General features: G+C 70.6%; 18 protein-coding genes and 1 tRNA gene. 13 read left to right on the forward strand and 6 right to left on the reverse strand.

Annotated elements, in window-relative coordinates; all coding sequences use genetic code 11:
* Positions 1-5: 5 nt before the first annotated feature.
* The gene (nudC, locus tag IC607_RS15185) at positions 6-956 is read left to right on the forward strand and encodes an NAD(+) diphosphatase (RefSeq protein WP_370526299.1); all 951 of its coding nucleotides are present in this window, start codon (positions 6-8) and stop codon (positions 954-956) included.
* Between the two features lie 18 nt (positions 957-974).
* Here the strand turns inward: nudC and IC607_RS15190 are convergent, their stop codons facing one another.
* Complete coding sequence (locus tag IC607_RS15190; RefSeq protein ID WP_191788255.1) at positions 975-1262, reverse strand: mycoredoxin; 288 nt, start codon at positions 1260-1262, stop codon at positions 975-977.
* Between the two features lie 163 nt (positions 1263-1425).
* Between IC607_RS15190 and IC607_RS15195 the strand changes: the two genes are divergently transcribed.
* From IC607_RS15195 to IC607_RS15205, 3 genes are all read left to right on the forward strand, one after another.
* Complete coding sequence (locus IC607_RS15195; RefSeq protein WP_191788256.1) at positions 1426-3453, forward strand: ATP-dependent helicase; 2028 nt, start codon at positions 1426-1428, stop codon at positions 3451-3453.
* A 114-nt stretch (positions 3454-3567) separates the two neighbouring features.
* Positions 3568-3861, forward strand: coding sequence for a hypothetical protein (locus IC607_RS15200; protein ID WP_191788257.1), 294 nt, complete (start codon positions 3568-3570; stop codon positions 3859-3861).
* Positions 3862-3988: 127 nt separating this feature from the next.
* On the forward strand, positions 3989-4336 hold the full coding sequence (locus IC607_RS15205) for a WhiB family transcriptional regulator (RefSeq protein WP_191788258.1): 348 nt from the start codon (positions 3989-3991) through the stop codon (positions 4334-4336).
* Between the two features lie 44 nt (positions 4337-4380).
* Here IC607_RS15205 and IC607_RS15210 read toward each other — a convergent pair whose 3' ends face one another.
* Together IC607_RS15210 and IC607_RS15215 are read right to left on the reverse strand one after the other, a co-directional pair.
* Positions 4381-5349 (reverse strand): ThiF family adenylyltransferase, encoded by a 969-nt coding sequence (locus tag IC607_RS15210; protein WP_191788259.1) that lies wholly within the window; start codon positions 5347-5349, stop codon positions 4381-4383.
* A 176-nt stretch (positions 5350-5525) separates the two neighbouring features.
* Entirely contained in the window at positions 5526-5684 is a 159-nt protein-coding gene (locus IC607_RS15215) for a DUF5679 domain-containing protein (protein ID WP_191788260.1), read from the reverse strand.
* Positions 5685-5931: 247 nt separating this feature from the next.
* Between IC607_RS15215 and IC607_RS15220 the strand changes: the two genes are divergently transcribed.
* Positions 5932-6510, forward strand: coding sequence for a YgjP-like metallopeptidase domain-containing protein (locus IC607_RS15220; RefSeq protein WP_370526300.1), 579 nt, complete (start codon positions 5932-5934; stop codon positions 6508-6510).
* A gap of 178 nt (positions 6511-6688) precedes the next feature.
* On the opposite strand, the gene IC607_RS15225 is transcribed toward IC607_RS15220, so the two are convergent.
* Entirely contained in the window at positions 6689-8047 is a 1359-nt protein-coding gene (locus tag IC607_RS15225) for a zinc-dependent metalloprotease (protein ID WP_191788406.1), read from the reverse strand.
* Positions 8048-8176: 129 nt separating this feature from the next.
* Between IC607_RS15225 and IC607_RS15230 the strand changes: the two genes are divergently transcribed.
* Together IC607_RS15230 and IC607_RS15235 are read left to right on the forward strand one after the other, a co-directional pair.
* A complete protein-coding gene (locus IC607_RS15230; RefSeq protein WP_370526301.1) occupies positions 8177-9295 on the forward strand; it encodes an NAD-dependent epimerase/dehydratase family protein in 1119 nt (372 codons plus the stop codon).
* A 20-nt stretch (positions 9296-9315) separates the two neighbouring features.
* Positions 9316-10488, forward strand: a complete 1173-nt coding sequence (locus IC607_RS15235; protein ID WP_370526302.1) for a PDZ domain-containing protein — start codon at positions 9316-9318, stop codon at positions 10486-10488.
* Between the two features lie 4 nt (positions 10489-10492).
* Here IC607_RS15235 and IC607_RS15240 read toward each other — a convergent pair whose 3' ends face one another.
* Positions 10493-11053, reverse strand: a complete 561-nt coding sequence (locus IC607_RS15240; protein ID WP_191788263.1) for a PPA1309 family protein — start codon at positions 11051-11053, stop codon at positions 10493-10495.
* A 222-nt stretch (positions 11054-11275) separates the two neighbouring features.
* Between IC607_RS15240 and IC607_RS15245 the strand changes: the two genes are divergently transcribed.
* Both IC607_RS15245 and IC607_RS15250 read left to right on the forward strand, forming a co-directional pair.
* Positions 11276-14278, forward strand: a complete 3003-nt coding sequence (locus tag IC607_RS15245) for a UPF0182 family protein (protein ID WP_370526303.1) — start codon at positions 11276-11278, stop codon at positions 14276-14278.
* A gap of 62 nt (positions 14279-14340) precedes the next feature.
* A tRNA-Met gene (locus IC607_RS15250) sits at positions 14341-14414 on the forward strand.
* Between the two features lie 48 nt (positions 14415-14462).
* Here IC607_RS15250 and IC607_RS15255 read toward each other — a convergent pair.
* The gene (locus tag IC607_RS15255) at positions 14463-15173 is read right to left on the reverse strand and encodes a DinB family protein (protein WP_370526304.1); all 711 of its coding nucleotides are present in this window, start codon (positions 15171-15173) and stop codon (positions 14463-14465) included.
* Positions 15174-15491: 318 nt separating this feature from the next.
* On the opposite strand from IC607_RS15255, the gene IC607_RS15260 reads away from it, so the two are divergent.
* From IC607_RS15260 to IC607_RS15275, 4 genes are all read left to right on the forward strand, one after another.
* Positions 15492-16619 carry a magnesium and cobalt transport protein CorA gene (locus IC607_RS15260; RefSeq protein WP_191788409.1) on the forward strand — a complete coding sequence of 376 codons (1128 nt, stop codon included), beginning with the start codon at positions 15492-15494 and terminating at the stop codon, positions 16617-16619.
* A gap of 142 nt (positions 16620-16761) precedes the next feature.
* On the forward strand, positions 16762-18330 hold the full coding sequence (locus IC607_RS15265; protein ID WP_191788265.1) for a type I restriction-modification system subunit M: 1569 nt from the start codon (positions 16762-16764) through the stop codon (positions 18328-18330).
* On the forward strand, positions 18327-19514 hold the full coding sequence (locus IC607_RS15270; RefSeq protein ID WP_191788266.1) for a restriction endonuclease subunit S: 1188 nt from the start codon (positions 18327-18329) through the stop codon (positions 19512-19514). The genes IC607_RS15265 and IC607_RS15270 overlap by 4 nt, the downstream gene beginning before the upstream one ends.
* Positions 19511-22543: a type I restriction endonuclease subunit R gene (locus IC607_RS15275; RefSeq protein WP_191788267.1), complete on the forward strand. Its 3033-nt coding sequence runs from the start codon at positions 19511-19513 to the stop codon at positions 22541-22543. The genes IC607_RS15270 and IC607_RS15275 overlap by 4 nt, the downstream gene beginning before the upstream one ends.
* Positions 22544-22552: the final 9 nt, after the last annotated feature.

Here is a 22552-nt window from a genome sequence, read left to right on the forward strand (position 1 = left end):
GCCGGGTGAGGTCTGACGAGCTGCCCCTGTCCCGTGCGCTGGCCGACCGGGCCGCCGAGCGGCGGGGCGACCCGCAGGCGCTCGCAGCGGCCCGCGACGACTCGTCGACCCGCGTGGTCCTGGTGGCGGACGGGCAGGTGCTGGGTGCGGACGGTGGGCTCGCCCTGATCCCGGCCGGCGAGGCCGCGCAGTGGGCGAGCGACGACGCGTCCTGGCTGCTGCTCGGCGAGCACGACGGCACGACGTACCTGGCCGTCCGCGTCCCCACCGACCGGACCCCGCCCGCCCGCGGCGCGGCCGCGGACGTCCTGGTCCACCGGTCGGGGTCCCGGGCGCACGGCCCCGACGACTTCGTCGCGCTGCGCCAGGTGGGCGCCGACCTCCCGGCGCTCGAGGCCGGCCTGGCGACGACGGCCGTCGCGCTCGACGCGTGGCACGCCCGCCACCCGCGCTGCCCCCGCTGCGGCGCGGAGACGGACGTGGTCCAGGCCGGCTGGGTGCGCCGGTGCGTCGTCGACTCCTCCGAGCACTACCCGCGCACGGACCCCGCGGTGATCATGGCGATCGTCGACGACGACGACCGGCTGCTGCTGGGCCGGGCAGCGGCCTGGGCGGAGAACCGCTGGTCCACGCTCGCCGGCTTCGTCGAGCCGGGGGAGTCGCTCGAGAACGCGGTGCGGCGTGAGGTCGCCGAGGAGGTCGGCGTCGTCGTCGGCGACGTCGAGTACCTCGGCAGCCAGCCGTGGCCGTTCCCGGCCTCACTCATGGTCGGCTTCGTCGGGCGCGCGACCACGACGTCCCTGCACCCGGACGGGGTCGAGCTGGTGGACGCGCGGTGGTTCACGCGCGACGAGCTGACCGCCGCCGTCCGCGCGGGCGACGTGATCCCGCCGGGGCGCTCGTCGATCGCGCGCGCCCTCGTCGAGACGTGGTTCGGCGGGCCGCTGCCCGTCTGACGTCGGGCTGAGGCGACGTCAGGCGCCGACGCGCTGGCGGACCTCGACGAGCGACGGGTTCGTGGCGGCGCTGCCGTCCGGGAAGATCACGGTCGGCACGGTCTGGTTGCCGCCGTTGAGCGACGCGACGAGCGCCGCGGCGTCGGGGTGGTCCTCGATGTCGATCTCCGTGTAGCCGATGCCCACCGAGTCGAGCTGCGTCTTGAGGCGGCGGCAGTACCCGCACCACGTCGTCGAGTACATGGTGATCGTGCCGGGGTCGGGCAGCTCGTTCGCGGGCAGCTCGGTCTGCGTCGTGTCGGACATCGGATCCTCTTCGTCGGTGCGGGGGATGCTGTGGTCCCGTCGTCGGGACCGTGCAGCACAACCACGACGACGGCGATCCTCATTCCCGCGCGATTCCCGCGCGCGGCGAGCGGCCTGTGGGCGGCGGGCGGGTGTGTCGGTCCCGGCTGCCAGACTGTGCGCGATGTCCGCCGACGATCTCCTGGCCGCGCTCGACCCCGAGCAGCGGGCCGTCGCCACCGCGTTGCGCGGTCCCGTCTGCGTGCTCGCGGGTGCGGGCACGGGCAAGACGCGCGCCATCACCCACCGGATCGCCTACGGCATCGCCGCGGGCGTCTACAAACCGAACAACGTCCTTGCCGTGACCTTCACCGCGCGTGCAGCCGGGGAGATGCGCACCCGCCTGCGCGCGCTCGGCGCCGGGGGCGTCCAGGCCCGGACCTTCCACGCGGCTGCCCTGCGCCAGCTGGGGTTCTTCTGGCCGAAGGTCGTGGGCGGTGCCCCGCCGCGGATCCTCGAGCAGAAGGCGCAGCTCGTCGCCGAGGCGGCGCGCCGCGTGGGCATCGCGGTGGACCGCACGGCCGTGCGCGACCTCGCGTCCGAGCTGGAGTGGGCCAAGGTCTCGCTCGTCGTGGCCGACGACTACGCCAAGGCGGTGGCTGCCGTGGACCGCGTCGTCCCGGGAGGCAACGACCCGCTCGCGATCGCCCGGCTGATGACGGCGTACGAGGCGGTCAAGGACGAGCGGTCGGTGATCGACTTCGAGGACGTGCTGCTGCTGCTCGCGGCCATGCTCGCCGAGCGCCGCGACCTGGCCGACGAGGTGCGGGGGCAGTACCGGCACTTCGTCGTCGACGAGTACCAGGACGTCAGCCCGCTGCAGCAGTACCTCCTGGACCAGTGGTTGGGCGACCGGCACGAGCTGTGCGTCGTGGGCGACCCGAGCCAGACGATCTACTCGTTCGCGGGCGCCACCCCGCACCACCTGACCACGTTCGCGGCGTCCCACAAGGGCGCCCAGGTGGTGCGGCTCGTGCGCGACTACCGCTCCACGCCGCAGGTGGTCGGCCTGGCGAACCGGGTGATCGACGCGACCCGGCGTGCGGGCGGTCCCGCACCGCTGGAGCTGCGCGCCCAGCGCCCGGACGGTCCCGAGGTGCGGTACGCGACGTACGCGGACGACGACGACGAGGCGGCCGCGCTCGCGGCGGCGGCGGGCCGGTTGATCGCAGCCGGCACACGGCCCAGCGAGATCGCGATCCTCTACCGCACCAACGCGCAGTCGGAGGCGTTCGAGGAGGCGCTGTCGAGCGCGGGCATCGGGTACCAGGTCCGCGGCGGCGAGCGGTTCTTCGCCCGGCGCGACGTGCGCGACGCGCTGGTGCTGCTCCGCGGTGGCGCCAGGTCCGCCGATCCCGACCTGCCGATGCCGCAGTCGGTGCGCGACATCCTCGTGGCCGCGCACTGGACGGCCGAGCCCCCCGCGACGCGCGGGGCCGCCCGGGAGCGGTGGGACGCGCTCAACGCGCTCGTGTCGCTCGCGGACGAGCTGGCGGCCGGCACCCCCACCGCGACCGTCGCCGACTTCGTCGCGGAGCTGGTGGAGCGTGCCGCCGCCCAGCACGCGCCCACCGTGGAGGGGGTCACGCTGGCGTCGTTGCATGCGGCGAAGGGCCTCGAGTGGGACGCCGTCTTCCTGGCGGGGATGAGCGAGGGGCTGATGCCGACGAGCCTCGCGGACTCGCCCGCGGCCGTCGCCGAGGAGCGGCGGCTGCTGTACGTCGGGATCACCCGGGCCCGAGAGCACCTGCAGCTGTCCTGGGCCCGTTCGCGCATGCCGGGCGGGCGTCCCAACCGGTCGCTGTCGAGGTTCCTCAAGCCCCTGTGGCCCGACGAGGGTCGGACCACCGCCCAGACCTCGCCGCGCCGCGAGGTCAGCGACGACCCGGCCGCGCGGCGGATCGCGGACCGGCTGGTGGACTGGCGGGTCGAGCAGGCCCGGCAGACGGGTGTGGTGCCGACCCGGGTACTGACCACGACGGCGCTCGAGGCCGTCGCCGCCCGTGGGCCGCGCACGCTCGAGGAGCTGGCCGAGGTACGGGGGATCGGGCAGCTGACGCTGGTGAGTGTGGGGGAGTCGATCCTGCAGGTCGTGGCCGACGCGCAGGCTTCCTGGAGCGGCGAGAAAAACTCGTCAGGAAAAACTTGTTAATTCGGTTGTCCGCACCTCGGGCGGTTGCCTAGGGTGTTCCTGTCCTTGCAGAGCGAGGTCGGTCGCGCCACGACGGTGGGCGGGGCCAGGGAGACGAAGGGAGGTGGAGCCGCGATGAAGAACACGACGACGTCGACGTATGCGTTCGAGCCGCGCCAGCGCTCTATCGCGCCCACGTCCATGACGTTCCAGGGGCGCAGTGTGCCCGTCGCCGGTGTGCAGGCCGGTTGGCAGCAGCCGCTGCTGCCGACGTCCGCCTTCGGCGGCGCCGCTCGCGGTGGTTTCACCCTCGGTGAGGTCTCCGTCAAGGCGATCTCCATCGATGGATTCGCCATCGATGAGCGCGGCAGCAAGCGCCACACGGCCCCCACGACCGATCCCCGATCTCGGATTCCCGTCCTGACCTGACAGCACGTCACCAGGCCGCGGAGTCCGTCACCGGATCCGCGGCCTTCTTCTTTCCCCTGATTCCGGGGGTCGAAGGCTCTGATCCCAGCAGACCTCGATCCACCAGCAAGGACATCAGGAGGACATCGTGCGGCTCACGACCCTGCTCGACACCGACCGGACCGGTTCCGGCGCGTGGCCGACCGCGGCCGCTGTCACGACCACCGACGAGAACAGTCGTTTCGACCAGCTCGTCGCCGACTTCATCCCGTGCCGTTCCAACGACCCCGAGCTCTGGTTCGCCGAGCAGACCTCCCAGGTGGAGCAGGCCAAGGCCCTGTGCCGTGAGTGCCCGCTCGTCGAGGGTTGCCTGGCCGGCGCGATCGAGCGTGCCGAGCCGTGGGGCGTCTGGGGCGGGCAGGTATTCATCGGCGGCGTCGTCGTCGCGACCAAGCGTGGCCGTGGTCGGCCGCGCAAGGACGCGGCCGTCGCGTGACGGCGACGCGCGCGCATCGCACCGCGCGCGCAGCTCGGCACCACTCAGGACGACTGGGCGGCGCACCCGCAGGAGGGGTGCGCCGCCCAGTCGCGTCTGCGGGGGACGGCGTCGGGCAGACCGATCTCGTAGCTCGCCGCCAGCCGGGCACCCGTGTCGAGGTGGTCGACGACCGCCGCGGACGCGACGGCCCCGGCCACCGACGCGAGGACGGTGCCCTCCGCGCCATCGCGGGCGGGCCGGGCGATCGCGTCGGCGACCCGCCCCCACGCCGGGTCCAGGTCGCTGTGGTGCAGCTCGACGCAGTGCAGGCACGGCGCGCCGGTCCGCGTGACGAGCGGCCCGACAACGACGTCCGCCTCCCTGACCAGCACCGACAGGTGCGGCACCCCCTCGGACAGCAGCAGCGCGGCCCGGACGGGGTCGGCGGCGCCGTGCTCGACGACGACCAGCACGTCGGGGGCGCGCGTGGACTCGAGGGCGACGTCGGGCGCGACGTCGCGCAGGATCCGGGCGGCCACGACCGTCCGCTCGACGCCGACGTCCTCCCAGCGGTAGCCCCACGGGCCGACGTCGAGCGAGCGGACCGGGCGGTCGTCGTCGACCAGCACCGTGCCGACGCCGACCGCGGCGAGGTGCAGGGCCGCGCTCAGCCCCGTCGGCCCCAGGCCGAGGACCCCCACGCCGGCCGCCGCACGCCGCGCCATCCGTTCGCGCCCGGTGCCGTCCACCAGGTCCCACGCCGCGACGTCGTACGCGCCGGGGCCGCGGCGGACGCGGGACGCGGTGCGGGACGTGGCGAGGTGCGCTTGGTCGAGCTGGTGGGCCACCTCGCGCAGCCGCTCGGTGCCGATCGGCAACGTGCGGTGGCCCGCTTCGGCGTCGACGGCGACGAGCGCGGCGACCTCGTCGGGCCGCAGGTCACCGACGCGTACCGCCCAGCGCGGGTCGGTGCCGACCTGGACCTCGTCGTCCGCCCGTCGCACCACCCGCAGTCCTTCTCGCAGCCGCATCGGCCCTCCCTCGACGACCGCGCCAGACTGCCACCGCCGGCTCGTCGACGGCCGCCGTCATCCACAGGCCGTGACCGGGTGACGTCGACCGGACGAAGGAGCGCAGACGCGACGAGGGGCGCCGTCCGGGTGGACGGCGCCCCTCGGGCGTGTCTGGGTGTCAGACGTCGGAGGCGTCAGGCCTTGCCGAGGATGCGGTTCAGCTTGGTGCCGCAGACCGGGCACGTGGCCTTCGCCATCCGGCGGCCCGACTCGGAGACGACGACGTCGCCCTCGGCCTCACGCTTCTCCTTGCACTTCACGCAGTAGAACTCGCCTGCATACGTCTCGGCCATCGCCGGTCCTCCCTCGGTGTCGTGCACCGGACCGGGATTCCGCCGGCCGGCGGCCGGGCGGCCTCATCGACCTGCCCGAGCGCCAACAACCCTAGCCGCGGCAGCACACCGCAGGTCCGATGTTCGAGCGTGACGCGCCGGTGGATCGCGCGTGTTTGCGCCCGTCGCAGGCCGATCGAGGCCCTCGCGCGGGATGTCGCGGGCTCAAATCGGGCGCGGCGTCGGTGCCGGGCGCTACCGTGCCGGTGTGCACGCTCCCGAGCTGGTCGAGGTCCGCAGGTCGCGCAAGCGCGTGCGGACCGTCAGCGCGTGGCGCGAGGGCGAGCGCACGGTGATCGCCATCCCCGCCCAGTTCTCCCGCGCGCAGGAGAAGGAATGGGTCAACCGGATGGTGACCCGGCTGGCCGCCCAGGAGCAGCGCCGGCGCCCGTCGGACCGTCAGCTGGCGGACCGGGCGGCCGAGCTCTCCGCGCGCTACCTGGCCGGGCGCGCCGTCCCGACGAGCGTGCGCTGGTCCAGCAACCAGGGCAAGCGCTGGGGCTCGTGCACACCGTCCGACGGCACCATCCGCATCTCCGACCGCGTCCGCGGCATGCCACGCTGGGTGCTCGACTACGTGCTGCTGCACGAGCTGACGCACCTGCTGCACGCCGGCCACACGCCGCAGTTCTGGGCGGCGCTCGACGCGTACCCGCGCACCGAGCGTGCCCGGGGCTTCCTGGAGGGCCACGCGTACCGCGGTGACGGCGCGGACGACGCCGACCCGGACGACGCAGCCGACGTCGACGGGGTTGGCGACGAATCAACCGACGCGCCCGACGCCTGACGCGCCCTCGACCCAGGTCGAGGGCCGCCGCTCCCGGTCGCGCCCCGGTCGGCGAACCTCTCCGCGCCGGTAGTCGATCTCCCGCGAGGTAGTCGACTGCAACCGACTACCTCGGAGGGAACCCGACTACTGGCGCTGCGAAACCGACGAGCGGGTCTCGGCGCGCGCGGCGCGGGCGTTAGTTCTGCGGCGGGGTGTCGTCGCCCGGGTCCTCGCCGAGGATCTCGGCGAGCGCGCGGTCCAGGTCCGCGGACTCGTCGACGGCCGCGGCGCGCCGCGTGGCGTAGCCGGCGGGGTCGTCGAGGTCCTCGGCCGTGGGCATGAGGTCCGGGTGGTCCCACACGGCGTCGCGCGCGGCGGTCCCGTTGTCGGCGGCGATCCGTGCCCACAGGGCGGCGGCGTCGCGCAGGCGGCGGGGCCGCAGCTCGAGCCCGACGAGCGTCGCGAACGTCTGCTCGGCGGGGCCGCCCGCGGCGCGGCGCCGGCGGATCATCTCGCGCAGCGCGACCGTGTGGGGCAGGTGCGGCATCGCGGCGGCGGAGGCGACCTCGTCGACCCATCCCTCCACCAGGGCGAGGGCCGTCTCCAGCCGCTCGAGCGCCGCCTGCTGCGCGGGGGTGGTGTGGGGGGCGAACACGCCACCGGACAGCGCCTGCTGCAGGGCTGCGGCGTCGGTCGGATCGATCGAGCGCACGGCCTCCTCGAGCTGGTCGGCGTCGATCGTGATGCCACGCGCGTACGACTCGACCGTCGCGAGCAGGTGGGCGCGCAGCCACGGGACGTGCGTGAACAGGCGCGTGGCCGCGGCCTCGCGCAGAGCGAGGAACAGTCGCACCTCGTCGACCGGGGCGTCCAGGCCCGCGGCGAACGCGTCGACGTTGCTCGCGACGAGCGCCGGGGTGGGGGAATCGAGCAGCGGCAGGCCGATGTCGGTGGTGCCGAAGACGTCCCGCGCGAGCGTGCCCGCCGCCTGGCCCACCTGCAGGCCGAAGACGGCGGAGCCGAGCCGCCGCAGCAGCTGGGTCGCGTCGATGCCGCCGGGCAGCTCGCCGCCGAGGCCGCCGAGGCCCCCCGCCATGTCGACGTCGTCGCCCATCGCGTCCCCGAGCGTGGCGACCAGCGCCTGCGACAGCGACGCCGCGACCGGCTCGGTGAGCGTGCGCCACGTCGGCAGCGTCGCCTCGACCCACTCGGCGCGGCTCCACGCGCGCGGCGTGCCGGAGGCGGGCGGCAGCTCGGTGGCCGCGTCGAGCCACAGCTCCGCGACGGCCAGCGCGTCACGCACCTGCTTGGTCTGCGCGGGGGACAGCGAAGGGTCGCCCTCGGCGGACGCCTGCTGGCGTGCCAGGTCGTGCGCCATCTGCCAGTTGACGGGTTCGTCGCCCGACGACGCGAGCATGCGCTGCATCTGGTCGAACGCCTGCTGCAGCGCGGCGGGGTCGCTCGGCAGGTTGTTCAGGGCCGAGGCGTCGATGCCGCGCTCGCGCAGCTCACGGATGGCCTCGTCGGCGCCGGGACCGAGCATGGCGCGGAGCATCTGCTCCCACGGCTCGCCCGATCCGTCGGGGCCGGGAACGGCGGGGTTGTCGGAACTCACGGGGACCTCCTGCGACGATGGGTCCGGCTGCTCCACACGGTAACCATGCAGCCGGGGGATCGGAGCACGGTGGACGAGCAGGTTCGCTCAGGGCGCAGCACGGCGGCGTCGTCGCGGCGTCCGTCGCGGCCTGCGGCGCGCGCGTCAGAGCGGACGACGAGCCCCGACCCGTCGTCACCGGCGTCGCGTGGTGACGTCGCCGTGCTGGGCACGGGCCCGCTGGCCGTCGCGCTCACCGCCGTCTGGGACGGTCCGGTGCGCACGTTCGACGAGCTGCCGGAGGCCGAGCCGCACCGCGCGCTCGAAGGGCTTCGCGTGCTCGTCGTCGTCGCCCACCCCGCGGACCTGACGGCGCCCGCGGCCCGGACGCGCGGCGACGAGGTCGCCGTCCTGGTCGCGCAGATGCAGCGGACCTTGTCCGCCGCGCGCGAGGCGAAGGTCGTGCACGTCGTCGTCGTGACGTCCGCGCTGGTCCACGGCGCGTGGCCCGAGCGACCGCTCATCCACGACGGCGACCCCCTGCACCAGCCCGAGGGGGAGCGCCGCGGGATGATCGCGGCGATGGCGAGCGCCGAGGCCGTCGTCGCGCGCGCCGCTCGTCGTCGGACCCCGAGGATCACGGTGCTGCGGCCCGCGGCGCTCGCGGGCGGCGGCGCGGACACGTTCGTGACCAGGCACTTCGAGGCCCCGCGGCTGCTGACGGTGCGGGGTGCCGAACGGGAGTGGCAGTTCGTCCACGTCGAGGACGTCGCGTCCGCGGCACGGTTCGCGGTGGATCACGGCCTGACCGGGCCGCTCACCGTCGGCGCGCCAGACCCGTTGTCGGCCGCGCAGGTCGCCGAGGCCTCGGGCATGCGGCCGATCGAGCTCGCGGCGGCGACCGCGTTCGGGACCGCGGAGCGGCTGCACCGCGTCGGGGTCCTGCCGGCGCCCGCGGGGGAGCTCGCGTTCGTCGTCTACCCGTGGACGGTGGCGACCGACGGCCTGACGGCGGCGGGCTGGCAGCCCCGGTACTCGAACGAGCAGTGCCTCGAGATCGTGCTGGAGGGCGTGCAGGGACGGCTGGGCGTCGCGGGTCGTCGGCTCGGCGCGCGCGACGCCGCCGCGCTCGGCGCCGCGGGGGCGGCCGTCGCGCTCATCGGGACCGCCGCCGTGTGGCGGCAGGCGCGCGGTCGTCGGCGCACATGAGCGTGGGGCATGATCGGCCCGTGCCCGACGAGCCTTCGCCCGAGAACCTGCCCCGCGACGCGGATCCTGCGTCGCAGCCGGTGAGCGGTGCGGACGCCGTCCCGGCCGACGGCCCCTTCGTCGTCCCCGGCGAACCGCGACCGCCCGTCTCGGCACGGTCCGTCACGACCACTGTCAGCCTGCTGCTCAGCTCGATCCTGTTCGCCGTGCTCCTCGTCGTCCCCACGGGCTACGCGGTCAGCTCGCCGGGACCCACGCGCGACGTGCTCGGCGAGGTGGACGGCAAGCCGCTCATCTCCATCTCGGGCGCCAAGACGTACGACTCGACCGGGCAGCTCCACCTGGTGACCGTCTCCGCGACGGGCGGCCCGGGGTACCCGTCGACCGTGATGCGCGTGCTCAGCGGTTGGGCGTCGCGGTGGTCGGTCGCGCAGCCGCGCGAGGTGCTGTTCCCGCCCGCGCAGACGCGCGAGCAGGTCGACACCGCGAACCAGCAGGAGATGGTCTCGTCGCAGGAGAACGCGAGCGTCGCGGCGCTGACCGAGCTGGGGTACGAGGTGCCTGCCACGCTGACGGTCGCGGGCACGGTGCCGAAGTCAGGGGCCGCCGGCGTAGTCGAGAAGGGCGACGTCATCGTCGCCATCGACGGCGTCAAGGTGCCGGACTACGAGACGCTGCTCGACGAGCTCGCGAAGATCACCGCGGGCGACACGATCACGCTGACGGTCAAGCGCGACGGCCAGACGAAGGACCTGTCCGTGGTCACCGGGAAGGCCGACGACGGCAGCGCGGTGATCGGCGTCTTCATCGACCCGACGTTCGACATGCCCGTGGACATCGACATCAGCATCGACGGCATCGGCGGCCCCAGCGCCGGGACCATGTTCGCGCTCGGGATCATCGACAAGATGACGCCGCAGGACGAGGCGAACGGGGTGGTCATCGCCGGCACCGGGACCATGGACATCACGGGTGACGTCGGCGCGATCGGCGGCATCCGGCAGAAGCTCGAGGGCGCCCGACGTGACGGCGCGACCTGGTTCCTGGCGCCGGCGAGCAACTGCAACGAGGTCGTCGGGCACGTTCCGGACGGGCTGCACGTCGCGAAGGTCTCGACGCTGCACGAGGCACGCGAGGCGATGACCGCGATCGGTGCCGGCAAGGGCGCGTCGTTGCCGACTTGCACGTCCTGACGCGCTACTCCAGCGTCGATCGCAGCGCCGTGACCAGGCCCGGGACCAGGTCCGGACCCTGCCCCACCTGGTCGTCGGCGTCGTTGGCGCGCGAGCGCACGGCGCACCACGACGGGCCGTCGCGCAGCACGCCGACGGCGAGGCGCACGTCCTGGCGGTCGGGGTGGGCGAGCAGGTAGTCCAGCGCCTCCTGCGTGCCGGCGGGCATCTGGGCCTCCGCATCGGGCGGCAGCACCACGCGCTCGACCGTCACGGCGACGCCGTCCACCGACGACGGCCACGACAGGCCGGCCAGCAGCTCCTCGAGGTCGTCGGCCGCCGGCAGACCCTCCTGCTCGATCGACGTGAGGTGCCAGGGTGCAGCCTGGGCGGCCGCCAGCACGGTCGGGTCGAGCTGGTCGGCCAGACCCGGCTCGGTGGCGAGCGCGGCCTGCGTGCGCACGAGCGCGAACACGCGGACGGGGGCGTCCCAGCCGGCGGCCGCGACGTGGTGCTCGACCTCCCGCACGGCGTCGGCGAGGTCGGCGGTCGCGGGGTGGGGGCTGTTCTCGGGCGCATCGGTCACCCGCCCATCGTCGCACCCCGGTCACCCCCACCTCCCGCTCCCTGGCGCCACCGCCCAGCCCTCCCGGGCGAGACAGACCTTTGCGGGTGAGGCAGACCCTTGCAGACGTCTGCCTCACCCGCAGACGTCTGTCTCGGCGCCCGGGGCTCTGGCCTGGAACATCGGGGCCGGATGTGGGTTCCATGTGGGAACCTGGGCGCAGACCGATCCGTTGGGAGTGCCGTGACCTTCGACCGCTCGAACCGTCCCCCTCGTCCCGCCGGCGTGCGCCGCCGCCGCGGACCCCTGATCCCGACGCTGATCGTGCTGGCCGCGATCGTCGTGATCGTGCTGATCCTGGCGCAGGTGTGGACCGAGTTCCTCTGGTACGACCAGCTGGGCTTCGGCAACGTGCTGCGCACCGAGTGGGGCACGCGCGCCGTGCTGTTCGTGCTCGGGTTCCTGGTGATGGCGGCGGCGGTGTGGGGGAGCCTGTCGTACGGCTACCGGTCGCGGCCCATCTACGCGCCCAGCACGCAGGAGCAGGCCAACCTCGACCAGTACCGCGAGGCCGTCGAGCCGCTGCGCAAGCTGGTGCTGATCGTCGCGCCCGTCGTCGTCGGGCTGTTCGCCGGCGCCGCCGCCTCGCAGCAGTGGTCCACCGTCCAGCTGTGGATGCACGGCGGGAAGGTCGGCAAGACGGACCCCCAGTTCGGCATCGACATCGGCTTCTACCTGTTCACGCTGCCGGGCCTGCGGTTCGTCGTGTCGTTCCTGCTGGCCGTGGTCATCCTGGCCGGCATCGCGGGGCTCGCGACGCAGTACCTGTACGGCGGCATCCGCATCGGCGGACCCCGCAGCGACATGCCGCGCACCACGCGCGCCGCCCGCGTGCACATGTCCGTCATCGGCGCGGTGCTCATGCTGCTCATCGCCGGCAACTACTGGCTGGACCGCTACTCGATCCTGACCAAGACCAGCAGCGGCAAGGTCGACGGCGGCGCCGCGTACACCGACGTGCACGCCGTGATCCCGTCCAAGGCGATCCTCGCGGGCATCGCGATCTTCGTCGCCGTCACCTTCATCCTGACCGCGATCCGCGGCAACTGGCGCCTGCCGCTCATCGGCGTGGGGCTCATGATCGTGGCCGCCATCGCCGTCGGCGGCATCTACCCGGCCGTCGTCCAGCGCTTCCAGGTCCAGCCCAACCAGCAGGACGCGGAGTCGGAGTACATCCAACGCAACATCGAGGCGACCAACGACGCGTACGGCCTGGGTGACGTGGAGACGACGCCCTACGACGCGACGGTCACCGCGGAGAAGGACGCGCTGCGCGCGGACGCGGACACGACGACGTCGATCCGCCTCCTGGACCCGCAGATCGTCAGCCCGTCGTTCAAGCAGCTGCAGGCCACCAAGAACTTCTACCTCTTCCCGGACTCGCTGGCCGTGGACCGGTACGAGATCAACGGCCAGAAGCGCGACACGGTGATCGCGGTGCGCGACCTGAACCTGGCCGGCCTGCTGCCGCAGCAGCGGAACTGGACCAACGAGACGACGGTCTACACGCACGGGTTCGGCGTGGCCGCCGCGTACGGCAACCAGGTGGCCTCCGACGGCTCGCCGGACTTCTGGGAGAAGAACATCCCGTCGGTCGGTGAGATGGGTGACTACGAGCCGCGGATCTACTTCGGTCCGACGTCTCCCACGTACTCGATCGTCGGCGCCCCCGAGGGGTCCGAGCCCTGGGAGCTCGACTACCCGGCCGACGACGCCGAGGACAACGGCGCGGCCAACACGACGTTCCCGACGCAGGACGTCTCGGCCGGACCGAGCATCGGCAGCTCGTGGAACAAGCTGCTGTACGCGATCAAGTTCGGCTCCGAGCAGATCCTGTTCTCCGACCGCGTCACCAGCGAGTCGCAGATCCTCTACGACCGCAGCCCACGCGAGCGCGTCGCCAAGGTGGCGCCCTACCTGACGCTCGACGGACGCGTGTACCCGGCGGTCGTCGACGGCCGGGTCGTCTGGATGGTCGACGGCTACACCACCAGCGACCAGTACCCCTACGCCGCGTCGCGCTCGCTCGAGGACGCGACCGTCGACTCGCTCACGCAGTCGACCAACACGATCAAGGCGCTGCAGCCCAAGACCGTGAACTACATCCGCAACTCGGTCAAGGCCACGGTCGACGCATACAGCGGCAAGGTCACGCTCTACGCGTGGGACGACACCGACCCGGTGCTCAAGGCGTGGTCGAAGGTGTTCCCGACGACGCTCGAGCCGGTCTCCAAGATCGACGGCGCCCTGATGAGCCACATCCGCTACCCGGAGGACCTGTTCAAGGTCCAGCGCACCCTGCTGGCCAAGTACCACGTCGCGAACGCGTCGCAGTTCTTCTCCGGCAACGACTTCTGGGCCACGCCCGACGACCCGAATCACGCCGGCATCCCGCAGCCGCCCTACTACATGACGCTGAAGATGCCGGACCAGGACGAGGCGAGCTTCTCGCTCATGTCCACCTTCATCCCGGCCGGTGACGGGGCGCGCAACGTGCTCACGGGGTATCTGGCGGTCGATGCCGAAGCCGGCGACACGGCCGGAAAACCCTCGGAGGACTACGGCAAGCTCAGGCTCCTGGAGCTGCCACGCAACTCCACCCTGCCCGGGCCGGGCCAGATGAACAACATCTTCAGCGCCGACCCCACGGTCTCCAACGAGCTGAACATCCTGTCCCGCGGTGGCTCGTCGGTGGTGCGCGGCAACCTGCTCACGCTCCCTGTCGGCGGCGGTCTGCTCTACGTGCAGCCCGTCTACGTGCAGGCCGCGAGCGGCACGTCCTACCCGCTGCTGCAGCGCGTCATCGTCGGCTTCGGCTCCAAGGTCGGCTTCGCGCCGACCCTCGGTGAGGCGTTGAACCAGGTGTTCGACGGCGACGCCGGTGTCGACCCGGGGGAGGGCGCCGGCCCGACGACGCCCATCAGCCCCACGCCGACGCCGACCGACGGTGCGACGCCGGCGCCGACGACGACGGCGTCTCCGGCTCCGTCGGCCACGGCCAGCGCGCCGACCACCGGCGATGCCCGTGCCGACCTCGACCAGGCCCTGCAGGACGCTGACGCGGCCATCGCGGACGCCAACGCGGCCCTCGCCAAGGGCGACTTCGCCGCCTACGGCCAGGCCCAGGACCGCATCGACGCCGCGGTCAAGGCCGCCATGGCCGCGGAGGCGCGACTGGGGCAGTAGCGCTCGTCACAGGGCCCCGATTTGGCCCTGGCTCCGTGGCTGACGTATGGTTACGGAGCCGACGCGGGGTGGAGCAGCTCGGTAGCTCGCTGGGCTCATAACCCAGAGGTCGCAGGTTCAAATCCTGCCCCCGCTACAAATGACGAAGGCCCGGACCATGAGGTCCGGGCCTTCGTCGTAGGCGTCAGACGTCGAGCGCGGCGAGGTCGCGGACGCAGAAGCCGTGGTGGGCCCACTCCTCCTTCAGCACCACGCGCAGGCACTCGACGACGGTCTTGCCGCGCGCGTACGGCGGCCAGCCCGGGCCGTCGGGGACGGGCGCGGTCGACGAGAGCTCGTCGGGTGTCACGTCGGCCAACCACCGCTCGAGCTCGTCGGCCTGTTCCGTGCGCACCGCGAGCACCTCGTCGAGATCCGGCTCGGCGGAGGGATCCAGGCCGAGCGCGTCGTCGTCGGGAACACCGTCGATGGCCAGACCGAACGGCGTGAACGTCGCGGGTGAGCCCAGGCAGCAGCGCCGGAACCACGAGTCGTGCACGAAGACGAGGTGGCGCAGGGTCTCCAGCGCCGACCACTCACCAGCGACCTGCCGGCGTTCCGATCCCGCGGGCATGGCGCGCAGGCGCGAGACGGTGGCGGCCCAGGTGTCCCACAGCTCGAGGTGGGCTGCGCGCAGGTCCGCGGGATCGTCGGACCGGATCAGCAGGCGGACCGGATGCCTGCGGTCCAGCTCGGCCTCGACGTACGAGCCCACCTCGACGCCGTTGACCACCAGGTTGGTGACCAGGCCGTCGACGACGACGTCCTGCATCACGACCCCGACGAACCGCGCCCGCGTCAGGTCGACCTCGCGGAACTCGGCGTCGGTCAGGTCGTCGTTCTCGAATCTCGCCACGGGCACAGTCTGCGCCGCCCCTCTGACACGCACCGCGGCGTGAGCGACGAGACAGGCGGCGGGTGCGTCGCTGCACGTCGCGGGGGAGTACCGTGACCTGCGGTCGCCGGGGTGGCGACGAACGCGCGGCGGGAGCCGCCGGACCGGGGAGGTGCGCCATGACTCGTAGCGAACCTCCCAGTAGTCCCGCGCTCCGACCCTGCACCGGCTGACCGACTCGTCCTGCGACGAGCGCGCACGCGCGCGCTCCGCGACGGCGGCGGCCGGGCGATCCACCCCGACCGCTGGGAGCCTCCCGTGAGCTCGACCCGTCACCTCATGCCCGCCACCCGTCTGCGCCGACCGCTGGCCGCGCTCGCTCGCCGACCGCACGTGCCCGGACCCGCAGTGCCGCCCGTGCCCGCACAGGCCGCGTCGCCGCAGCGCGCGTCGCTCGTCGCCGCCGCGATCTACGACGACGGCCGCCGCACGGCCACCTTTGACTCGCTCGCCGAGACGTTCCGCGCGCTGCGCTCGCGGCCCGGCGGCATGGCGTGGATCGGCATGGACCGGCCGGAGCCGTCGGACCTGGCCCGGCTGGCCGACGAGTTCGACCTGCACGAGCTCGCCGTCGAGGACGCGATCGTCGCCCACCAGCGCCCCAAGCTCGAGCGCTACGGCGACACGCTGTTCGTCGTGCTGCGCGCCGCGCGCTACCTCGACGACGTCGAGGAGGTCGAGTTCGGCGAGCTGCACGTCTTCGTCGGCCCGGACTTCGTCGCGACCGTCCGGCACAGCGACTCCCCGGACCTCGCGGCCGTGCGCCGCCGGCTCGAGTCGCAGCCCGACATCCTCGCGCTCGGCCCGGAGGCCGTCCTCTACGCAATCCTGGACGCCGTCGTCGACGCGTACGCGCCGGTCGTCGCTGGCCTGGAGAACGACATCGACGAGATCGAATTCGACGTCTTCGCCGGCGGCCTCGAGGTCTCGCGCCGCATCTACGAGCTGTCCCGCGAGGTCGTCGAGTTCCTGCGCAGCGCCCGGCCGCTGCAGCAGATCCTCGCCGCGCTGACCGGCGGCTTCGACAAGTACGGCGTCGACGTCGAGCTCCAGCGCCACCTGCGCGACGTCGCCGACCACGTGACCGAGGCCGTCGAGCGCGTCGAGGGCTTCCGCGCCGCGCTGCGCGACATCCTCACCGTCAACTCCACGCTCGTCGCGCAGCGGCAGAACGAGGAGATGAAGGCGCTGTCCGAAGCCAGCAACTCCCAGAACGAGGAGGTCAAGAAGATCTCCGCGTGGGCCGCCATCCTGTTCGCGCCCACGCTCGTCGGGACCGTGTACGGGATGAACTTCGACGTGATGCCCGAGCTGCACTGGCGCTACGGGTATTTGTTCGCCGTGGGGGCGATGGCGGTCGTGAGTGTGGTGCTCTACGGCGTGTTCAAGCTGCGGCGGTGGATCTGAGCATCGCGTCGGCGACCCTCGAGTGAGGTCTACGACTACCGGCGCCTAACCCGGCGTCGGTACCGCACAGCGTCGGTGGTCGCAGATACGGTGAGGTCGAGCCGCGCGGAGTGTGCGCGAGCAGCACGACGAGGAGACGACGTTGACCCCGACGACGAGCCAGGCGCAGCGCGCCGAGCTCCACAAGACCATCTGGCGCATTGCCAACGACCTGCGCGGAAGCGTGGACGGCTGGGACTTCAAGTCCTACGTGTTGGGGATACTGTTCTACCGGTACATCTCGGAGAACCTCGCCGCCTACATCGACGCCGGTGAGCGCGAGGCGGGTAACCCGGACTTCGACTACCGGCGGCTGCCCGACCGTGAGGCGGAGTTCGGTCGCAAGGAGACCGTCGCGGAGAAGGGCTTCTACATCGCTCCGTCCGACCTGTTCGCGAACGTACGCGAGCGTGCCCCGCGCGACGCCAACCTCAACGAGACCCTCGCTCGGGTGTTCGGCAACATCCAGGCCTCGGCGATGGGTGCCGACAGCGAGGACGACATCAAGGGACTGTTCGACGACCTCGACGTCAACAGCTCGAAGCTCGGGCCGACCGTCGCCAAGCGCAACGAGAAGCTCGTCAAGCTGCTCGACGCGATCGGCGACCTGCCGCTCGGGGGTTTCCAGGACAATTCGATCGACCTGTTCGGCGACGCCTACGAGTACCTGATGCAGATGTACGCCTCACAGGCCGGCAAGTCCGGCGGCGAGTACTACACCCCGCAGGAGGTGTCCGAGCTGCTGGCCAGAATCACGGTGGTCGGCAAGACGAGCGTGAACAAGGTGTACGACCCGGCGTGTGGGTCCGGTTCGCTGCTGCTGAAGTTCGCCAAGGTGCTCGGCAAGGACAACGTGCGCCAGGGCTTCTACGGCCAGGAGATTAACCTGACCACCTATAACCTCGCGCGGATAAACATGTTCCTGCACGACGTGAACTACGAGAAGTTCAACCTCGCCCACGGCGACACCCTGCTCGATCCGGCGCATTGGGACGACGAGCCGTTCGAGGCGATCGTGTCCAACCCGCCCTACTCCATCAAGTGGGACGGAGACGCGAATCCGCTTCTCATCAACGACCCCCGGTTCGCCCCCGCCGGCGTGCTGGCCCCGAAGTCGAAGGCCGACCTGGCGTTCACGATGCACATGCTGTCCTGGCTTGCCGTCGACGGCACCGCCGCGATCGTCGAGTTCCCCGGGGTGCTCTACCGCGGCGGTGCCGAGGCCAAGATCCGCAAGTACCTGATCGACAACAACTACGTCGATACCGTCATCCAGCTCCCGCCCGACCTGTTCTTCGGCACCACGATCGCTACCTGCATCATCGTGCTCAAGAAGTCCAGGGCCGACAACGCCGTCCAGTTCATCGATGCGTCCGCCCAGTTCATTCGTGTGGGCAACAAGAATCGGCTCGACGAGCCGCACCGCGACGTCATCCTGCAGGCGTTCACCGATCGGACCGACGTTGACCACTTCACCAAGTTGGTCCCAAACGACGAGATCGCCGCCAACGGCTACAACATCGCCGTGTCCTCCTACGTCGAGCAGGAAGACACTCGCGAGACCGTTGACATCACCGCACTCAACGCCGAGATCGCCCGCATCGTCACCCGCCAAGCCGAGCTCCGCACCCAGATCGACGCCATCGTCGCCGACCTCGAGGGTGCGAAGTGAGCCGAATCGACGACTTGCTTGCGGAACTGTGTCCGAACGGCGTGGCGTTCACCGCGATCGGAGCACTCGCGGAATGTATCGCTGGCGCCACCCCGGCCCGCGGCGTGAGCGCCTACTGGGAGGACGGAACGATCCCGTGGATGAACTCGGGAGAAGTCAACAAGGGCACGGTCAACCACACCGAAACGCTCATCACACAGGCTGGGTACGACTCGTGCAGTACGCGCATGGTCCCGGCAGGCGCCGTAGCGATCGCGCTTGCTGGCCAGGGAAAGACTCGCGGGACAGTCGCGCGCACTCGAATCGAACTGTGCACGAACCAATCACTTTGCGCGATCGTGTGTGGCCCACGGATCAATAGCGACTTCCTCTACTACTTCCTCACCACCCAATATAAGCAGCTGCGAGACGTATCGTTGGGCGACGGAACACGCGGTGGCCTGAACCTCAAGATGATCCGCGAGTACCGCGTTCCGGTGCCGCCGATGGAGGTGCAGCGGGAGATCGTGCGGAGCCTCGACACCTTCACGGAGCTGGAGGCGGAGCTGGAGGCGGAGCTGGAGGCGGAGCTGGAGGCCCGACGCCGTCAGTACGCGCACTACCTCCATCGAGCGATGGCCGCTGCTTCTTCGGCGTCCTGGATCACTCTCGGTGAGTGCGTAACCAACTTCGATCGCCTTCGTCGCCCGGTCACGCGCTCCGATCGAAAGTCGGGACGGTTTCCTTACTACGGCGCGAACGGCGTTCAGGACTACGTAGAGGAATTCATCTTTGACGGCACCTACCTCCTGGTCGGCGAAGACGGGAGTGTCAAGAATGCCCACGGCGCGCCGGTGCTCAACTGGGCAAGCGGCAAGATTTGGGTCAACAACCACGCGCACGTGCTGCAGGCCTCAGATGAGCGGCTCAATCTTCGGTGGTTGTTTCACTACCTCGCTACCGTGGACATTTCTTCGTACGTAACTGGCGGCACACAACCCAAGCTGAACCAGGCGAACTTGAACCGGATCCCAATCCCGATTCTTGGTCGCGTCGAGCAGGACCGGAGCGTCGAGATGCTCGACGCCTTCGATGTGCTGGTGTCGGACCTGTCCATCGGGCTCCCCACGGAGCTTGCGGCGCGGCGCACGCAGTACGAGTACTACCGGGATCGGTTGCTGACGTTCAAGGAGCTCGGGGCGTGAGTGAGGGTGAGGTGCGGCGGTTCGACCCGATCGCGGTGTCGAGCGAGTCGACGGTCGTCGCGGAGTGTACGCCGGATGCGTCGTCGGGGTCGTCGTACCAGTCGGAGGCTGACCTCGAGCGTGAGCTGATTCGGCTGCTGCGGTCGCAGGCGTACGAGTACCTGACCCTCTCCTCGGAGTCGGACCTCGTTGCGAACCTGCGCGCGCAGCTGGAGGCGCTGAACGGGATCACATTCTCGGACGCGGAGTGGTCGCGCTTCTTCACCGAGCGGATCGCGGGGGCGAACGACGGGATCGTGGAGAAGACGGCGCGGTTGCACGAGGACCACGTGCAGCTGCTGACCCGCGACGATGGGTCGGTGAAGAACGTGGTGCTGATCGACAAGCAGCACGTCCACAACAACCGCCTGCAGGTGCTCAACCAGTACGAGGTCGCGGCCGGCGGCGATGGTGGCGGCACCTTCGCGAACCGGTACGACGTAACAGTCCTAGTCAACGGCCTGCCGATGGTGCACGTCGAGCTCAAGCGGCGCGGGGTGGACATCCGGGAGGCGTTCAACCAGATCGACCGCTACCAGCGCGATTCTTTCTGGGCGGGGTCCGGACTCTTCGAGTACGTGCAGCTGTTCGTCATCTCGAACGGCACGCACACGAAGTACTACTCGAACACGACCCGCCGCCAGCACCTGGCGGACACGTCGGGATCGAAGCGGGTGCGCAAGATGTCGAACTCGTTCGAGTTCACTTCGTGGTGGGCGGACGCGACGAACAAGCCGATTCAGGACCTGACGGCATTCGCGCGCACGTTCTTCGCCAAGCACACGCTGCTCAACATTTTGACCAAGTACTGCGTGCTGACCGCGGACCGGTTGCTGCTCGTGATGCGGCCGTACCAGATCGTTGCGACTGAGCGGATTTTGTCGAAGGTCGAGATCTCGACCAACTACAAGACCCTCGGCACGGTCGCGGCCGGCGGGTACGTGTGGCACACGACCGGGTCCGGCAAGACACTTACATCGTTCAAGGCGGCGCAGCTCGCCTCGCGGTTGCCCTCGGTCGACAAGGTGCTGTTCGTCGTCGACCGCAAGGACCTCGACTACCAGACCATGCGCGAGTACGACCGGTTCGAGAAGGGCGCCGCGAACTCCAACACCTCGACGGCGGTGCTGAAGAAGCAGCTCGAGGACCCGGGCGCGCGGATCATCATCACGACGATCCAGAAGCTGGCCACGTTCATCGCGAAGAACAAGGGCCACGCGATCTACTCGGGGCGCGTGGTGCTGATCTTCGACGAGTGCCACCGCTCGCAGTTTGGGGACATGCACACCGCGATCACCAAGGCGTTCAAGCGGTACAACCTTTTCGGGTTCACCGGCACCCCGATCTTCGCCGAGAACTCGTCGTCCGGCGGGAACGTGCAACTCAAGACCACCGAGCAGGCGTTCGGCGACAAGTTGCACACTTACACGATCGTCGACGCGATCACCGACCGGAACGTACTGCCGTTCCGCATCGACTACGTGAACACCGTGCGGGTGGGTTCGGTGATCGACAAGCAGGTGTCCGCCATCGACACCGAGAAGGCGCTCCTCGCCACCGAGCGGGTGCGCAAGGTCGTCTCCTACACGCTGGCGCACTTCGACCAGAAGACCCGCCGCAACTCCTCCTACACGCTCGGGGACAGGCGCGTGCGGGGGTTCAACGCGCTGTTTGCCACGGCGTCGATCGAGGCGGCGCGGATCTACTACAACCAGTTCGCGGTCCAGCAGCAGGACGTGCCGTCGGACAAGCGGCTCAAGGTCGGGCTGATCTACTCCTACGGCGCCAACGACCCGGTCGAGGACGGCGCGCTGGAGGACGAGGGCTTCGACACCGGTGCCTTGTCGTCAGACGCCCGGCAGTTCCTCGAGGACGCGATCCAGGACTACAACGACACGTTCCACACGTCGTTCGACACGAGCGCCGAGAGATTCCAGAACTACTACAAGGACCTGTCGCTGCGGTTGAAGAACCGCGAGATCGACCTAGTCATCGTCGTGAACATGTTCCTCACCGGCTTCGACGCCACGACGCTGAACACGCTGTTCGTCGACAAGAACCTGCGCGCGCACGGCCTGATCCAGGCGTACTCGCGGACCAACCGGATCCTCAACTCGGTCAAGACGTACGGCAACATCGTCTCGTTCCGGGACCTGGAGGACGCGACCAACGACGCTATCGCACTGTTCAGCAATAAGGACGCGCGCGGGGTCGTGCTGCTCAAGCCCTACGCCGAGTACTACGGCGACTACGCGAACAGGGTCACCGAGCTGCTCGAGCGCTTCCCCCTCGGGCAGGTCATTGCCAGCGAAAGCGAGCAGAAGGCGTTCATCGAGCTGTTCGGTGCGATCCTGCGGCTGACGAACATCCTGAGCTCGTTCGACGACTTCGCCGGCCACGAGATCCTTACCCCGCGCCAGTCCCAGGACTACCGCAGCGTCTACCTCGACCTGTACGCCGAGTTTCGTAGGGGCAAGGACGCCGACAAGGAGTCGATCACCGACGACGTCGTCTTCGAGATCGAGCTCGTCAAGCAGGTCGAGATCAACGTCGACTACATCCTCATGCTCGTCCAGCGGTACCGCGACGCCCGCGGCGACGGGCAGGACAAGGAGATCCGCGCCGAGATCTCGCGCGCGGTCGACTCCTCGCCCTCGCTGCGCAACAAGAAGGACCTCATCGAGGACTTCGTCGACTCGGTGACCACCGACGGCGAGATCGACGCAGAGTGGCAGGCTTTCGTCGCGGCGCGGCGCAAGGCCGAGCTCGACGCGATCATCGCCGCGGAGAACCTCCGACCGGAGCCGACGCATAATTTCGTCGACGCCGCGTTCCGCGACGGGTCGATCCCGCGCGCAGGGAGCGCCGTGACTCGAATCTTGCCGCCCGTGTCGCGCTTCTCGCCGGGCGGCGACCACGGTGAGAAGAAGCAGCGGGTGCTCGACGCGCTCACGGCGTTCTTTGATCGGTACTTCGGATTGGGCGCGTAGTCGCTGATC

The sequence above is a fragment of the Cellulomonas sp. JH27-2 genome (assembly GCF_014837175.1).
In the GTDB taxonomy this organism is placed as follows: domain Bacteria; phylum Actinomycetota; class Actinomycetes; order Actinomycetales; family Cellulomonadaceae; genus Cellulomonas.

Bases quoted from the DNA above. Each gene is read 5' to 3' on its own strand.
- IC607_RS15190 (WP_191788255.1), bottom strand. From the start codon at position 1,262: ATGTCCGACACGACGCAGACCGAGCTGCCCGCGAACGAGCTGCCCGAC.
- IC607_RS15195 (WP_191788256.1), top strand. From the start codon at position 1,426: ATGTCCGCCGACGATCTCCTGGCCGCGCTCGACCCCGAGCAGCGGGCC.
- IC607_RS15200 (WP_191788257.1), top strand. From the start codon at position 3,568: ATGAAGAACACGACGACGTCGACGTATGCGTTCGAGCCGCGCCAGCGC.
- IC607_RS15210 (WP_191788259.1), bottom strand. From the start codon at position 5,349: ATGCGGCTGCGAGAAGGACTGCGGGTGGTGCGACGGGCGGACGACGAG.
- IC607_RS15215 (WP_191788260.1), bottom strand. From the start codon at position 5,684: ATGGCCGAGACGTATGCAGGCGAGTTCTACTGCGTGAAGTGCAAGGAG.
- IC607_RS15225 (WP_191788406.1), bottom strand. From the start codon at position 8,047: ATGCTCCGCGCCATGCTCGGTCCCGGCGCCGACGAGGCCATCCGTGAG.
- IC607_RS15260 (WP_191788409.1), top strand. From the start codon at position 15,492: ATGCCCGCCACCCGTCTGCGCCGACCGCTGGCCGCGCTCGCTCGCCGA.